This window comes from Amphibacillus cookii (assembly GCF_016908375.1).
In the GTDB taxonomy this organism is placed as follows: domain Bacteria; phylum Bacillota; class Bacilli; order Bacillales; family Amphibacillaceae; genus Amphibacillus_C; species Amphibacillus_C cookii.
Window position 1 is genome coordinate 1 of sequence record NZ_JAFBDS010000015.1, and the last position, 15,421, is coordinate 15,421.

The window sequence follows — 15,421 nt, forward strand, 5'->3', positions numbered from 1 at the left end:
AATTTAAAAAAGATGACCCCTGTACAATACAGGAATCACCTTTCCAGTGTAGCATAGTCTTTTTTTAAAAAGTCCTTTACAAAGGGTACAGATTATTTATCCCCTGCTTTTTTTTGAGGTGAGGGAAGTCTTTTCGTGCGAACGCACATATTATCATGCGTTCGCACGAAAAAAGTAAACTTCGCACGAAAGTAGTATGCGTTCGCATGAAAAAGAAAAACAATCTAAATTTGAAACAGGTAGATCTCCATTAAATAATGTTTCCTTTCATAATTAGATAATAAAGGCAAGATGGTTTAGTATAAAAAAAATTCATGCTAACATTGTGACGGACGTCACTCTATTTGCATGAAATTTATTGATAATGATTTTCAGTTAGATTATAATAAAATGCGTCTTTATTACTAAAGGACTTAATTTGAATGGAGGGTAATTAATGAATAAAGATGAACTGACCCACTCTCAAGAAGAGACTGGTGAAAATATAGAGATTTGGGCTGATCTCGTTAGCATTAGAGATCTAACCATTGCTATTTCCATAACAGTTATAACCACGCTGGTAGGATATTTTGTCGCACCAGCCGATGAGCCGATGCCCCTGATTTTTGGATTAGTGGGTGCGGTAATTGGTTTTATCATTTCAAGTATAATGATAAAGCCAAAACGCCAATTTAAACCGTCAAGGCAAGGAGGCGATCAATAATGGATGTCAATTTGATTATCCAAATGCTTTTAGCGGCAGCAGCTGGTACAATTCTTTATACATTGATTGGCATAGCACCAGGTACAGATGAAACGGCAGTGTTAGCGCCGGTTACACTTGTGTTGATTTTAACCGGCCTTGAACCGATTGTCGTGCTTAGTTTTTTTATTGCATCAATTGTCGCTAAGAAGTTAACTGATTCTATACCTGTAGCAGTGGCTGGAATCCCGGGGGGTGTCATGGCTGCACCAATGGTTGAGCATGCGATCGTTCTAAAAGAGTATGGGAAACCAGAATTAGCGATTCGGAAAATGGTATCCGGTTCTGTAATTGGTACACTAGTCGCTATCCCAGTAAGCTTCCTGCTAGCTCATTTGTTGGAGCCTTTATCTGAAATCATAGGTGCATATTCTAGCCAAATCTTTTTTGTAGGGGCAATTATCTTAGCATTAATGTCAAAACAACGTTGGATAGCACTTGCATCGATTCTACCATTTGCTATACTTATTCAAGGAATGCGACATTTATATTGGGGGTTAGATGTTATCCCTGAAGGAACGAATGTATTTGTTTCATTCTTTCTAGGCATTACTATTGGACCGATTATATTAACGTTATTTGAACTCTTAAATAAGAACTTACGACAATCTATGGATCGCTTCGATAAAAAATTAGTAGAGTCTACAACTGAACGTAAATATAAAGGATTACCTAACCCTTTTAAAATATTAACGACACAAGAACTAAGTCTAAGTACAATTGCTTCATTTTTGGGCTGCCTTGTATTTGTAATGAGCCCAGTAGGCATTACAATTCTTTTAGGTGAACTGGTAGCCGCACGTGTTAAGGATCCAATTAAGAAAAGTGCACTTGCGATTTCAAGTATGGATGCATTAACGAATGCAGCTTATTTATCAGGGACTTTAATTCCGCTTATTGCTCTGGGTCGACCATTGTCACCAGTTGCACTTGGACCGGCACATGCTCTTTTTAATGCACCACCTGTTTTTACTGAGGACAATAATATGCACCATATACTATCAATGAGTGATTTTGCTTGGGCTACACTTATTGGGGCGCTTGTAGCCATCATGATTACTTACTTTTTCATTGTAAAATATGCTGAGCGGATTTGTTTATTTGTATTTAAAAAAATACCACATGAAGCCATGATTGGTTTGTTTTTCGGCCTTGTTATTTTATTAGCATACATTGATGCAGGGTGGATTAATATTGGTGGTGTGATTCTAATAGGTTTAGTTGCTGGATTTATGCACCGGTTAGGCATTAATTATGGTGTGCAGTTTATGATCTTATATGCCGCTCCGTGGATTGTCCAAGTCGTTGCTTTATAACATATGCTACATTATATAACGGGCTTTTTTAAAAATTCCTAAATGGGTCATTGTAAAATGGGTTACTATATAAAAAGGAGTCAGCTTTTATGGGGGAACACTCAGAGCGTCACGCGATCGGACAAGCGCATAGCAAATTAATATTGATTGGTGAGCACGCTGTCGTCTATGGCGAACCAGCTATCGCTATTCCATTTGATGCTGCAAATGTGAAAGCGGAGATCACCCGATCTGTTGGGCGTGTACAGTTTATCAGCACTTTTTATCAAGGGGATATTGAGCATATTCCAGAAAAAATGCAAGGATTAGCTAATTGCGTTAAGGCAGTTTGTCACGCAATGATGCAGCCTGTTGCACATTTTAAAATTGAACTTAAATCGACGATACCAATTGGAAGAGGATTAGGTTCAAGTGCTGCGATAGCTGTTGCTCTTGTAAGAAGTCTATATGCCTTTTTTAATCAAAAGCTTAGCCGAGAAACGTTAATGCGTTTTGTTGATTTAGCTGAGACTTATGCACATGGAACACCAAGCGGTATTGATCGTGAAGCAACGAGCCGTCAGCACCCAATTTGGTTTAAAAAGCATCAACAGGTTGAGTTGGTGTCGATTTCACGACCGCTTCATTTGGTTGTTGCTGATACGGGACGTATTGGTGATACGCATACGGCAGTCACCCATGTTAAAGATTTATATAAAAAAGATTATTTACAGACGAGGACCCGTATTGAAAAGCTAGGCACACTAACAGCGTATGCGCGTCAAGCCATACAAAATGGTGATCTTAAAAAATTAGGTAAGCAACTTGATCTAGCTCAAGTTGAATTGAATGCATTAGGTGTCAGTGATCCAGGTTTAAATTACTATGTTGAAGTCAGCAAGCATGCAGGCGCACTGGGAGCTAAATTGACTGGTGGTGGCCGTGGGGGTTGTATATTAGCGTTGGCAGAGTCAATTGAGACAGCTTTCTATATTGAACGTGTGTTAAAAAATGCTGGCGCAGCACACACATGGTATTGTCAAATTTCAAATGAGGTGATCGATTATGAAAGCAACAGTACGCGCACATACTAATATCGCCTTAATTAAATACTGGGGTAAACGTGATGAGAATCTGTTTTTGCCAACGAACAGTAGTTTGTCGATCACTCTCGATCGTTTTTATACAGAAACGACCGTTCATTTTGATCACTGTCTAAGTGAGGATGTTTTCTGGTTAAATCATGTTCAAGCTGATCAAAAAGAAACAAAAAAAATACGTGCATTCCTTAATAAGGTTCGTGACTTAACAGGTGAAGTCCGATCCGCTCGTGTTGAGTCTGTAAATCATGTGCCAACCGCTTCGGGTTTTGCTTCGTCCGCTTCGGGTTTTGCTGCTTTGGCTGGTGCTACTGTAAAAGCATCAGGGGTTACCTTGTCGGAACGCGAACTTTCACAAATCGCTCGACAAGGCTCCGGATCTGCATGTCGGTCAATTTTTGGCGGATTTGTTGAATGGCAAAAAGGAATCGCAACGGATGGCAGTGATAGCTATGCGGTTCAACTTCTTGATCAAAAGGCGTGGGATCTTCGTATCCTTGCTATTGAAGTATCAACAGAAGCAAAGAAAGTATTAAGCAGAGAAGGGATGAAACGTACCGTTGCCACGTCCCCTTTCTATCAAGGCTGGCTAAAAGCTACTGAGGTAGACTTAGTTACTGCTAAAAAGGCGATTGCTCAGCGATCCTTTACGCTATTAGGGGAAACGCTTGAATCCAATGCCTTAAAAATGCATGCGACAACACTTGGCGCTGATCCTCCTTTTATGTATTGGCAAAGTTCAACATTAATCGTGATGGAAACGGTCCAAGCCTTGAGAGATAAAGGGTTAGAAGCTTATTTTACCATTGATGCAGGGCCAAATGTGAAGGTTATTTGTAAGCCGGAAGTCGAGCAAAAACTGATTAATGAGCTTTCACGGCTTGATGTTGTGAAGCATATTTATCCGTGTCAAATCGGCCCTGGGCTTTGTTATTTAGAAGGATAATGATAGGAGAGAACAGCATGAATGCTCAACGCTATACGGTACGCGCGCCAGGAAAATTATTTATAGCAGGTGAATATGCGATTACTGAACATCAAAGTGAAGGTATTGTGGTTGCAGTTGATCGTTATTTAACTGTTGATATTCAATCACATCGTAATAATCGACTTGATTTGCCACAGCTTGGATTAACAGACTTAACTTGGAAAGTTGAAGATGGAGAAGTTAAATTTTCGAAGAAAGATAAACGGCTCGCTTTTATTAAGCAAGTGATCGAGACGATCAATGATTATGTTGGGGAGCTTCCCACCGTTCATGTTTTTATTACGAGTGAGTTAGATAAACGTTCAGGGGAAAAGTACGGTCTCGGTTCAAGTGCTGCCTTATCTGTTGCACTTGTTGCTGCCTTGTTACTTTATACAGACGAAAAACATTCCGATCGATTAACGATTTTCAAGTTAGCTAGTATTGCTCATTTTAAAACACAAGGAAATGGTTCCTGTGCTGATATAGCCGCGTCAACATATGGTGGATGGCTAAACTACCGGACTTTTGACAGTGATTGGTTAACCAATCAGCTTGAACATAATCCATCAACAATCGATATTGTCCAAAAGAAATGGCCATATTTACAAATGAAACCACTAACTTTACCAAACGGACTGCATTTTTTAATGGGTTGGACTGGCGAAGCAGCAGCTACTGCACCAATGGTAACAAAGATTAGCAAGCTAAAAGAGAGTGATACTGAGCGCTATCACGTTTTCTTGAATCAAACTCAAGCCGCGGTTGCTCGTATTTTGCAAGGGTTTCAGACAGACGATGTCAAACCTTTACTAGCTGGTATAAAAGCAAACCGTCAAGCGTTGAAGGGAATTGGGATTGATGCAGACGTTCCGATAGAATCTCCAACCTTGGAAAAGTTAATTGAAATTGCATCTCCTTATGGAGCGGCCAAAACATCTGGCGCAGGTGGCGGTGACTGTGGCATTGCCTTTATTAATCAGTTATCGGATGTTGAATTCGTTTGTAATAAATGGAGAGAAAACGGAATTGAACCACTTAATCTAAGTGTTAGCCGTCAAGGTGTTACAGTGGATTAACTAGGCTCGGTCAAAGTAAGCCAAGCCTAGTTAACGAAATGAACACGAATCCAAATAGAGGGCGAACGCGTTTTAGCAAGCTGAAACATTGTGAAATCCACTCCACCTGATTAAAAGCGCTTAGCTAAGCTAGGCGTTGAGGTGGGGGTAAAACATTAAGGATTAAAGTAAATAACGGTCAAACCAATTGGTCATTTCATTGAGCCGCTCAATTCTTAAACTTGGCTCCCCGTTACGTGATAGCCCATGATTTGACTTGGGAAAGCGCACTAATCGTGTTGTTTTTTTACGCATTTTTAGAGCGACATAAAGTTGTTCCGCTTGTTCGATTGGACATCGATGATCCTCTTCGCTATGCAATATCAATAATGGGGTCTCGATTTGATTGACGTAACGAATAGGTGAGTGAAACCATAATTTATCAGGATCAGTTAATATACTAGCTTGCAATTCCCAATCTGTAAAAAAATAACCGATGTCGCTTACACCAAAGAAACTGTGCCAATTTGATATTGAACGTTGGGTAACCGCCGCTTTAAAGCGCTGACTATGACTGACAATCCAGTTCGTCATAAAACCACCATAACTACCACCCGTTACGCCTAGTCGCTCTGAATCAATCCAGTCGAAATGTTCAAGCGCATAATCGACCGCTGCCATAATGTCTTGGTAATCCCCACCTCCATAATCTCCACGGTTAGCATTAGCGAAATGTTGGCCATAACCATGACTCCCACGTGGATTAATATAGAGAACACCATAACCTTTCTCAGCTAAGACCTGAAATTCATGCATAAAGCCAAAGCTATACATCATATGGGGACCGCCGTGTATTTCAACGATTAAAGGATATTGTTTATCTTTTTGAAATTGAAGTGGCTTTTGAATCCAACCGTGTAAAGGCGTCCCATCTTTACTCGTGCAATGAAAGGTTTCTGGCTTTGCTAAAGTGTGTTGATCAAGCCAAGACTGATTCGCATGGGTTAATCGAGTTGCCCTATTTTCGTGAAGATCATAGACATGCAGATCACCCGGCGTTTTAGGATCACTGACCGATAAAAGACATTGATCTTGTCTTTCGTTAAAAGAAAACTGGTACACTTGCTCTTTCTCACCAAATATTTTTTTAACCTGTTTCTTAAAATCGACTTGGTAAAGGGAGGTTGCGCCATGGTCACTTGCTAGAAAATAAAGGTGCTCTCCATTTTTTGACCAAACTGCACCAGCACTTGGGCCTCCTGTTCCCATATCATTACTGGAAACATCTTGACACATGGCATCAAATTCGCTCGTTAAAGCGGTCATTGTCTGCTTGGTTAAGTCATATATCAGTACACGTGCCAATGTAGCACCAGTATACTCCATATTGTTGCCGATCATTGAAATTTTCTCGCCATTTGGTGAAAAAATCGGTTTTTCTAATCGAAAGTCATTGTTTGTATGTTTTGTTAATTGTTTAGAATTCAAGTGAAGTAAATAAAGATCGTTGGATAGTAAATAATGTGCATCATCTTCCCGGTTTGCCACGAAGGCAAGTTGCTTTCCATCAGGAGAGAAAGCAGGGTCAGCATGATTGAAGTCTCCATCAGTTAACTGTGTTGTCGATTGATCTGATAACTGAATGTGGATCAGTTGTTTAAATGTTTCATCGAGTAATCCGATTCCATCAGCTTTATATTTGATGTGCTCCGTCGTATAAGCTGTCAGTGTTTCATCGTCCTTTTCGTCCTTTTCGCTGTCAACTGTTTGATTCGCTCGCAGTGGAGCTGTTACAATCAAGCTGTTACTGTCAGGTGCCCAAATCGGATCATTGGCTCCATTGGGGAAATCCGTTAGTTGTCTAGCTTCTCCTCCATCGACAGGGATTAACCAGACTTGATTTTTACCGGAGCGCTTGCTCACAAAAGCAATCTGTTTTCCATCAGGAGAGAAACGCGGGGTTTGTAACGTTGCTTCTCCTTGCGTGAATGATCGCTCTTCTTGGGTATTAAGATCGATCATAAATAAATGCGATTGGTATTTCTTATGCTCATCAATCATTCGCTTTACATAAACAGCCCTCTCCCCATTAGGTGCTATTTGTGGTTCTTGAATAAACGAGAATTTCAACAAATCTTCCGCTGTTAATCCGTTAATAAGATCACTCCCCTAAACTTTTCCTTTTATTTTAGCACACTTTATTCGAGAATCGAAATAAAAAATATTTGAAAATGAATTATATTCTGAATAATATGATGTGGACTAATGATTATTGTTATGGTCAAAGGCTTTTAGAAAATAAGCAGTGGGGAGTAAAATGCCAATGGCTGCTTGGATCAAGGCAAAGAAACGTGCGGCGCCAACTGGAACAATATCACCGTAACCAACAGATAATAAGGTGGTGCCGCTGAAGTATAATAATTCAAAAAATGATTGGTCTGCTTTTTCTCCATTATGTCCTTCATAAACTAAGATGGTATTTTGAATAGATAAAGCGTAGTACAGGATGGTAAAGCCAAGTGTTACGCCAATTAATACAAAGAATAATTTGAAAAATAACGCCGTACTGAAATAGCTTTGTCGATAGTATTTGTTAGAAAAGAAATAATATAAGTTTGTGAGAATAATAATAATGGCGATTATTACTAAAGATTGCGTCATTTTGATCACCTCTAATTTGTATATCACCTAATTTTTAAGTGGATAAACAAGAATTTAAAGTTTTTTTCATAAAGCGAACCTTCAATTAGTGAGCGGAGGGCTACAGGATGTAGGTTATGCAGACTTGCCACAGGACGTGGCGGTCTTAGTCTGTAATCCTTCTTAAAGATGTGGCGGTTTTAGCCTACGAACTTACCTGCTTACTGATTGTTAATTGAGTGAATCCGAACATTAGCGGCCGTTATCACCCACCTGAATAGATTGACCGCTGTTCTCTATTTTGAAGTGAGTGTTTTACGGACGGTTATCTGTGATAAAAAGTGAGAATATGATTGAAATGAAGAGGAGCAACAAACAGTAAAGTTGACGTATGGGGAGAAATAATGATACATTTATCTTGAATTAAAGATAATAAACAAAAATGCTCAATTTAATATGGTTTTGCTCTAAGATACAATGCATATGGTCATTGAGGAGATAAGTAAATCTTATCTTCTGATAAAGTAGAGTGAATCTGTTATGTTTACGAAGGAGGATAAAAATGGTAAGTGAATTAAAAGGAATCCATCATGTGACTGCAATTACGAGTAGTGCTGAGAAAAATTATCAATTCTTCACCTATGTGCTAGGGATGCGTCTTGTTAAGAAAACAGTTAATCAAGATGATATTCAAACGTATCATCTCTTTTTTGCAGATGATCAAGGCAATCCAGGAACAGATATGACTTTTTTCGATTTTCCAGGTATTCCGAAAGGAACGCATGGTACAAATGAAATTTATCGAACAGCATTTCGTGTGCCTGATGATGCTGCGATTGATTATTGGGTAAAGCGATTGGATCGAATGGAAGTAAATCATGAAGGGATATCAGAGCAATTTGGCAAAAAAGTGATTAATTTTGTCGACTTTGATGATCAAAAATATCAACTTATCTCGGATCAAGACAACCAAGGTGTGAAAGCAGGAATACCTTGGCAAAATGGGCCAGTTCCGTTAGCGTATGCCATCACCGGCTTAGGGCCGATTCATATTCGTATAAATAATATCGATTTCTTTAAAAAGGTATTAGAGCAAGTGTTGCAATTCAAGATGATTGATCAGCAAGGCGATCATTATTTATTTGAAGTGGGTGAAGGTGGCAACGGGGCTCAGATCATTGTTGAACATAATAAGGTATTACCAGATGGCGTACAAGGGTATGGTACGGTTCATCATGTCGCATTTCGTGTGGCGGATCGCGAGGCATTGCAAGAATGGATTGATTACCTTCCTGAATTTGGGTTCCAAACTTCAGGCTATGTTAACCGTCATTTCTTTGAATCCTTATATGCGCGTGTGGCGCCACAGATTTTATTTGAATGGGCGACTGATGGACCAGGTTTTATGGGTGACGAGCCTTATGAAACGTTAGGTGAAAAGTTGTCACTGCCCCCTTTCTTGGAGCCGAAACGTGAACAAATCGAATCTGTTGTCCGACCGATTGATACGGTAAGAAGCACGATTGATTTTAAAAGAGAATAATGGATAAAAAGGGAAACCTGCTAGCTATTCAATGCTAGCAGGTTTTTATTACACAACAAATCAATTTTGAAAAGCTCGAACCAGCACGGAGCGATAAATCGTGGAAAAACAAAAAACGGTCTTGCGATTCTTATTGAGTTTGCTATGCTTAAAACAGAATAGAAAAAAGGATGAAAAAAATGCATGCATTTTGGTTTAGTCTGCTTTATTTATTTACGGTTTACTTCTTAGCGATTTATCACCAAGGCTCTAATCCTTTCATTATCTTATTAAGTGGCGTTTTTTTTACTTTATATTTCCTGTTACCTTTATTAAACGCAAAGGTCTATTTGTTTAGTTTGTATGTGCTGACCGGGTTAATTATCATCATATTTTGGTCAGCTAATTTTAATGGTTTTGTGGTCCTTACTCTATTTATTATTGCTAAACAGGCGATTGACACGCTAGCGGGACGAAAGCTTTATTTATTACTAAGTGTGCAATACCTATCTGTTATGTTGTCTTATCTTTTCACAAATGATGGACAAAGCGCCATGTATTTTAGCTTGTTAAGTATCTTTATTGGTTTTCTTCTTTATAGTTGGTATACGACGAAACATAGCCATCGGTCAATACAATATGACTATGATCAAATCTATAATGAATATCGTCAACTCAAGCGCCAAGTTTTTAACAATGCAAAGGTAGCCAGACAAGAGGAGCGTAATCAAATAGCTAGAGAGATCCATGACTCAGTCGGTCATCGTCTAACCGCTTTGCTTATGCAATTGGAAGTAGCAAGGTTACATGCTAATGAAAATAAAGAAAAACAGAAAATGGTCCAACTAAAAGGATTAGCTCAAGCAAGTTTAGATGAAACAAGAGAAGCGGTTAAAGCTTTAAAGAGTGAAGATATTGTTGGTTTATCAGCTATTATCCAATTGATTCGACAATTAGAATCGGAAAGTCATATTCGCGTATCTTTTACTTTACAGCCAGGGGTGCTGTCGCTCGTTTTATCTAACAAACAATCGGTTGTTGTTTACCGGGCAGTGCAAGAAGCGTTAACCAATATGATGCGCCATAGTGGAGCAAGAGAGGCTTTCGTTGAATTTAGCATTGTTGCTGAACGCTACTTTCGCTTTCAAATTAGTCATCAACACCAAAAGAAAATGGAAATAAAAGAGGGATTTGGTCTGCATGCGATGAGGGAAAGGTTAGAACAACTTCAAGGTTCGTTAACGATAGCTCAGGCAGATAATACATTTCGTCTAACTGGTTTATTTCCATTAGAATAAGGGGGGAGCCATTGATGCTATCGATTTTAATCGTAGAAGATCAAGTGCTAGTTCGGCAAGGGTTAAAAATGATGATTGAAACAGATAAAGAACTAAAAGTAACTGGAGAGGCTGATAATGGCAAGGAGGCGATTACTCTTTGTGAGAAGCATCGTTATGACTTGGTGATGCTTGATATTCGGATGCCAATAATGAATGGACTTGAAGCAACGCGGATCATTCGGAAGCGCTGGCCAAACCTAAAAATATTAATCTTGACGACTTTTAATGATGAAGACTATGCACTGGAAGCTTTGAAGAATGGTGCTAATGGCTATATGTTGAAGAATGCGGATGCTGATCAATTAATTCGTTCGATTCGTAGTTGTTTACAAGGTGGACTATCTATCGAAGATCAAGTCGCCGCAAAAGTAATGCCTGCGCTTATCCAAGAAAACCAGCAAACCGATATTGACCCCCAATTGACTAAACGAGAATTAGATATTATTACAGGGATTGGTCAGGGCTTAAGTAACCGTGAAATAGCTGAACACCTTTTCCTTTCTGTCGGGACCATTAAGAATCATATCTCTGTGATTTTAGATAAATTAGATTTGCGAGATCGAACACAAATCGCGATTTATGCGATTCGTCATCATATTGTTTAGTAGAATCACAATCATTTGGGAAAGCTAAATATGACGGAGGTCATGGTTTTTAATTAATAAAATGACTGAAGACAGTTTCGATGCTGTCTTTTTTTTTATATATTTAGATTATGATTACAAATAAGAGGGTGACTTTATGTTAGAAGTAGAAGGGTTGAAGAAAACGTACAAAACAACGAAAGCTGTTGATGGGGTTCAGTTATATTTGAATAAGGGTGAATCTGTCGGGTTGTTAGGTCCCAATGGAGCAGGTAAGTCAACGACGATTTCAATGATGTCAACGTTGATCACACCGACATCGGGTGATGTTCGCTACAACAAGAAAAGTGTTTTAAAGCATCCTGACATCATTCGCCCAGTTTTAGGTGTGGTACCACAAGAAATCGCATTATATGAAGAATTAACTGCCTATGAGAACATGAGATTTTTTGGGAAAATCTACGGTTTATCAGGGAGAAAATTAGAAAACAAAGTTGACGAAGTTTTAGAATTGGTCGGTCTTAGTGATCGTAAAAAAGAGCGGATTAAACGTTATTCAGGTGGTATGAAACGTCGAATCAATATTGCGGTGGCACTTATGCATGAGCCAGAAGTGTTGATCATGGATGAGCCTACCGTTGGAATTGATCCTCAATCACGGAGCTATATCCTCGATATGGTTCGCAAACTTAACCGTGAAAAAGGAATGACCGTTCTCTACACGAGCCATTATATGGAAGAAGTTGAGCGTCTTTGTGACCGTGTTTATATTATGGATCATGGTCATATTATTGCTTCGGGTACGAAAGACGAGTTGAAAAGTATTTTATCAGGTGAAGAAACGGTATTTGTTGAAGTTCAACAAATGTCACTCAAGTTAGTCGAACAGCTGGTTGCACACGAGGCGATACAAAAGGTAACAGAGGTTGAAAAAGGTTATAAAGTTATTGCGACAAAGGGTGAAGATTTGTTAGCAGATATTTTTAAGCTGGCAAGCACTATTGATGTAAAAATTACTGGTATTCATGTGCAAACACCGACATTAGAAGATGTCTTCTTGCATCTAACCGGACGGAAATTAAGAGATTAGGAGTGGGCAAGCGATGTGGAATATGCTGAAAAAAGATTTCTTAACGATCTCGCGTGACCGTTCAGAAGTACTCGTATTACTGGTTATGCCATTTGTATTAATCGCAATTTTAGGTTTTGCCTTGGGTGGTATTAACCAAGAAAATCAAGGGATTGCAGAGATACCGATTGCACTAGTAATGAGTCAAGATTTTGATCAGGAATTGCAAGATTTTGAACAGAGGCTTGAAGATGAAGGTTTCCCGCGAGAGATGATTAATCAAGTCATTGAAAGTGCTGAAGCGATAGATCCGGCTATAATGCTCAAAAATCTATTATTGGCACCGGAATTAGAAGGGGCGATCGCTACTGAGACAGGATATCAGTCAACGGAAGCTCAACAGGCGTTAGAGGATGATCAAATTGCTGCCATTATCACGATTCCAGAACAGTTTTCTTATCAAACGTTAATAGCGATTTACCTAGACGAAGAGCCAAATGCGTCAATAGAAGTGAAGGTTCAAGATTATGAGCAAATTCGTTCTGATGTGATTGAAAGTGTGGTCACCAATTTTGTTGATCAATATAATTTTGAAACGTCGATTGCCCTAGCAACAGAGGGAGAAGCGGTTGAGACAGCTTTAAATAATGAAGCGTTTGGTGAGACAACATATTTATCTACCCGAGACCCAGTTTCTGCTTTTCAATACTATACAATTGGTATGGCTGTCATGTTTGCTTTATATGTGGCCGCAACGGTTTCAAGTAACGCTTTTAAGGAGAAAGAAACACATGTATTTGCAAGATTAATGGTCACAGGAGAAAAGCCGATCCGCTATTTAATAAGCAAAGCTGTGGCTGCTACTGTGCTCACTGCTTTACAGCTTGCTATTTTATTTATTTTGTCAGGATTATTATTTCAAACATTTGCTAATCAAGACCTTTCGTTTTGGCTAGGAGTTTCTGTTATTACACTTAGTTTTGCTGTAACGGTTGGAAGTGTTGCAACACTGTTAACTGCGATTGCGCTACAGTTTAATAATGATGCGATTTCAGCTGCATTCTCAGGAGGAATTGTAACGATATTTGCTTTTTTAGGTGGAAGTTTTACACCTGTTGAACAAATCTCTCCAGTGATTCGTATGTTAGGCAATTGGACGCCAAATGGTGCAGTGATGACTGCTTACTTGCAAACGATTCAAGGTTTATCGTTTGGGGCTGTAATGCCAATGATTTACCGTGTATTAGTCATGTCAATTGTGCTTATTAGTGTAGCGGTATTTATCTTTCCAAAAAGGAGGTTAGCATAGTGTGGACAGTATTTCATTTGCAATGGTTACGGTTAAAGCGTGAGCCGCTACTTGCACTAACCTTTTTGGTGCTAACAGTTGTATTTGTTTTTTTTCTAGCTGGATCACAAGGCGTTCAGACGATCACGATTCAAACCTATAGTGATGAGTTATCGGAAGCAGAAATCGATCAATGGCTTGAGCGCTTGAATCAAAGTGAGACGTTTGAATTTGAACATAATGACCGTTCAGAAGTGGAAGATTTGATTCGAATGAGTGAAATAAGTTTTGCGCTTGAGTTAGGTGAAGATCATTATCAGTATTTAGTCGGCCAAGAATCACATTTTCTCGGTACGGCCAATCAACATATTGAGCAAGTCTATCGATCGCAATTAAGAAAAGAAGAAGTCAAACAGCGATTTCCAGACTTGGTGATTGAAGAACGAGATTTCTTAAAAATGGATATCCAAGCTTTAACAACGAATAGTTCCGATAATAATGATATAGTTACCCATGTTATTACCGGAATGACGTTATATTTCGCTATGTATACCATTTTGCTTAGTATGATTAATCTCGTAACCGAAAAGCGTTCGGGTACTTGGAATCGACTTGTATTCTCCCCATTAAAGAAAACAAGTATTTACTTAGGGCAATTAACTCATTATTTTTGTTTAGGGATGATTCAAATTGGACTAAGCTTTTACCTGTTTTATCATATACTGGATTATAATTTTGGTTCGCAATATTTTACGATTGCGATGGTGTTAATGGCATTTGTGTTTGCTGTTGTCGCACTAGGTATGTTAGTGATGGGGCTTGTTCAATCACCACAGCAACTACAAGCAGTCATTCCGATTGTGACAACGGGGATGGCGATGATAGGCGGTGCATTTTGGCCGTTAGAAATTGTTAGCAATGATATTTTGCTCTTTTTGGCAAGATTAGTACCGATTCAATATGGTATAGAAGCTTTAAAAGGTGCGATATTATATGAACAAAATGTAGTAGAATTGCTTCAGCCAATCTCGATTTTATTGCTAATGGGTGTTTTATTTATGGGAATAGGCGTGAATTTGATCGAGCGAACAAAATAATAAATAATAGTATTGACCACATTGGTCGACTGTGTTATATTAAAGTCGACCGATGTGGTCTATTAATTTGGGAGGAGGGTTCTACTTGAATGATAAATTTTTAAAATTGGATCAAGAAAAACGTGACCGTATTATTAATGCTGCCATGCAGGAGTTTGCAGAACAAGGCTACGATAAAGCTTCAACGAATAAAATCGTAAAACAGGCAGGAATTGGTAAGGGGATGCTTTTTTACTATTTCGAGAATAAACAAACGCTATATCATTATTTATTAGATTATGGCTTGGATATGGCACTAGATAAAATACTTAATGAAATTGATACGAGTGATCGTGACTTTATTGAACGGATGTATAAAATTGTTGAACAAAAGCTGGAGATCTTCAAAAAATATCCTGATATGATTGTCTTTATTGGTACATTTATGTTGTCTGATCAGAGTAATATACCAGACAGGATCGTTAATAAGTATGAGGAATTACAAAAAAAGGGATTAGAAAAAGCTTATAAAAATATTGATTATTCACTTTTTAGGGAAGATCTCGATGTTGAAAAAGTTTTTAAATTGATTGAATGGACCATTGATGGTTATCAAAATGAAATAAAAGCACGATTTCACAACCAAAAATTTAGTGAGATTGACTTAGACCCTTACAGGCAGGAATTTTATGATTATTTAGCTATTTTAAAGCGTGTTTATTATCAATGATTTGGAGGGA

14 protein-coding genes are annotated in these 15,421 nt (G+C 38.6%); 12 read left to right on the forward strand and 2 right to left on the reverse strand.

Features of this window, described 5'->3' with window-relative positions:
- Positions 1-436 precede the first annotated feature (436 nt).
- The 5 genes from JOE23_RS16545 (at position 437) to JOE23_RS16565 (ending at position 5,183) form a co-directional block, all read left to right on the forward strand.
- Positions 437-703, forward strand: coding sequence for a hypothetical protein (locus tag JOE23_RS16545; RefSeq protein ID WP_204440303.1), 267 nt, complete (start codon positions 437-439; stop codon positions 701-703).
- Positions 703-2,058 carry a tripartite tricarboxylate transporter permease gene (locus JOE23_RS16550; RefSeq protein ID WP_204440305.1) on the forward strand — a complete coding sequence of 452 codons (1,356 nt, stop codon included), beginning with the start codon at positions 703-705 and terminating at the stop codon, positions 2,056-2,058. The genes JOE23_RS16545 and JOE23_RS16550 overlap by 1 nt, the downstream gene beginning before the upstream one ends.
- Before the next feature lie 89 nt (positions 2,059-2,147).
- The gene (gene mvk / locus JOE23_RS16555; RefSeq protein ID WP_204440314.1) at positions 2,148-3,131 is read left to right on the forward strand and encodes a mevalonate kinase; all 984 of its coding nucleotides are present in this window, start codon (positions 2,148-2,150) and stop codon (positions 3,129-3,131) included.
- Positions 3,103-4,083: a diphosphomevalonate decarboxylase gene (mvaD, locus tag JOE23_RS16560; protein ID WP_204440317.1), complete on the forward strand. Its 981-nt coding sequence runs from the start codon at positions 3,103-3,105 to the stop codon at positions 4,081-4,083. Before mvk ends, mvaD begins: the two co-directional genes overlap by 29 nt.
- A 17-nt stretch (positions 4,084-4,100) precedes the next feature.
- Positions 4,101-5,183 carry a phosphomevalonate kinase gene (locus JOE23_RS16565; RefSeq protein ID WP_204440319.1) on the forward strand — a complete coding sequence of 361 codons (1,083 nt, stop codon included), beginning with the start codon at positions 4,101-4,103 and terminating at the stop codon, positions 5,181-5,183.
- Positions 5,184-5,345: 162 nt separating this feature from the next.
- On the opposite strand, the gene JOE23_RS16570 is transcribed toward JOE23_RS16565, so the two are convergent.
- Together JOE23_RS16570 and JOE23_RS16575 are read right to left on the reverse strand one after the other, a co-directional pair.
- On the reverse strand, positions 5,346-7,292 hold the full coding sequence (locus tag JOE23_RS16570) for a S9 family peptidase (RefSeq protein ID WP_204440321.1): 1,947 nt from the start codon (positions 7,290-7,292) through the stop codon (positions 5,346-5,348).
- A 132-nt stretch (positions 7,293-7,424) separates the two neighbouring features.
- Entirely contained in the window at positions 7,425-7,823 is a 399-nt protein-coding gene (locus JOE23_RS16575) for a potassium channel family protein (RefSeq protein WP_204440323.1), read from the reverse strand.
- A gap of 541 nt (positions 7,824-8,364) precedes the next feature.
- Between JOE23_RS16575 and JOE23_RS16580 the strand changes: the two genes are divergently transcribed.
- The 7 genes from JOE23_RS16580 (at position 8,365) to JOE23_RS16610 (ending at position 15,411) form a co-directional block, all read left to right on the forward strand.
- Complete coding sequence (locus tag JOE23_RS16580; RefSeq protein WP_204440325.1) at positions 8,365-9,345, forward strand: ring-cleaving dioxygenase; 981 nt, start codon at positions 8,365-8,367, stop codon at positions 9,343-9,345.
- Positions 9,346-9,524: 179 nt separating this feature from the next.
- Complete coding sequence (locus tag JOE23_RS16585; RefSeq protein WP_204440328.1) at positions 9,525-10,622, forward strand: sensor histidine kinase; 1,098 nt, start codon at positions 9,525-9,527, stop codon at positions 10,620-10,622.
- A gap of 14 nt (positions 10,623-10,636) precedes the next feature.
- Positions 10,637-11,269, forward strand: a complete 633-nt coding sequence (locus JOE23_RS16590; protein WP_204440330.1) for a response regulator — start codon at positions 10,637-10,639, stop codon at positions 11,267-11,269.
- Between the two features lie 136 nt (positions 11,270-11,405).
- Positions 11,406-12,338, forward strand: coding sequence for an ABC transporter ATP-binding protein (locus tag JOE23_RS16595; protein WP_204440332.1), 933 nt, complete (start codon positions 11,406-11,408; stop codon positions 12,336-12,338).
- Positions 12,339-12,351: 13 nt separating this feature from the next.
- Complete coding sequence (locus JOE23_RS16600; RefSeq protein ID WP_204440335.1) at positions 12,352-13,626, forward strand: ABC transporter permease; 1,275 nt, start codon at positions 12,352-12,354, stop codon at positions 13,624-13,626.
- Positions 13,626-14,702: an ABC transporter permease gene (locus JOE23_RS16605; protein WP_204440337.1), complete on the forward strand. Its 1,077-nt coding sequence runs from the start codon at positions 13,626-13,628 to the stop codon at positions 14,700-14,702. Before JOE23_RS16600 ends, JOE23_RS16605 begins: the two co-directional genes overlap by 1 nt.
- Before the next feature lie 85 nt (positions 14,703-14,787).
- Positions 14,788-15,411, forward strand: coding sequence for a TetR/AcrR family transcriptional regulator (locus tag JOE23_RS16610; RefSeq protein WP_204440339.1), 624 nt, complete (start codon positions 14,788-14,790; stop codon positions 15,409-15,411).
- The last annotated feature ends 10 nt before the right edge of the window (positions 15,412-15,421 follow it).

What these genes read in the sequence shown, in the direction of transcription:
- JOE23_RS16545 (WP_204440303.1), top strand. Translation starts at nt 437, where the DNA reads ATGAATAAAGATGAACTGACCCACTCTCAAGAAGAGACTGGTGAAAAT.
- JOE23_RS16550 (WP_204440305.1), top strand. Translation starts at nt 703, where the DNA reads ATGGATGTCAATTTGATTATCCAAATGCTTTTAGCGGCAGCAGCTGGT.
- mvk (WP_204440314.1), top strand. Translation starts at nt 2,148, where the DNA reads ATGGGGGAACACTCAGAGCGTCACGCGATCGGACAAGCGCATAGCAAA.
- mvaD (WP_204440317.1), top strand. Translation starts at nt 3,103, where the DNA reads ATGAAAGCAACAGTACGCGCACATACTAATATCGCCTTAATTAAATAC.
- JOE23_RS16565 (WP_204440319.1), top strand. Translation starts at nt 4,101, where the DNA reads ATGAATGCTCAACGCTATACGGTACGCGCGCCAGGAAAATTATTTATA.
- JOE23_RS16575 (WP_204440323.1), bottom strand. Translation starts at nt 7,823, where the DNA reads ATGACGCAATCTTTAGTAATAATCGCCATTATTATTATTCTCACAAAC.
- JOE23_RS16580 (WP_204440325.1), top strand. Translation starts at nt 8,365, where the DNA reads ATGGTAAGTGAATTAAAAGGAATCCATCATGTGACTGCAATTACGAGT.
- JOE23_RS16585 (WP_204440328.1), top strand. Translation starts at nt 9,525, where the DNA reads ATGCATGCATTTTGGTTTAGTCTGCTTTATTTATTTACGGTTTACTTC.
- JOE23_RS16590 (WP_204440330.1), top strand. Translation starts at nt 10,637, where the DNA reads ATGCTATCGATTTTAATCGTAGAAGATCAAGTGCTAGTTCGGCAAGGG.
- JOE23_RS16595 (WP_204440332.1), top strand. Translation starts at nt 11,406, where the DNA reads ATGTTAGAAGTAGAAGGGTTGAAGAAAACGTACAAAACAACGAAAGCT.
- JOE23_RS16600 (WP_204440335.1), top strand. Translation starts at nt 12,352, where the DNA reads ATGTGGAATATGCTGAAAAAAGATTTCTTAACGATCTCGCGTGACCGT.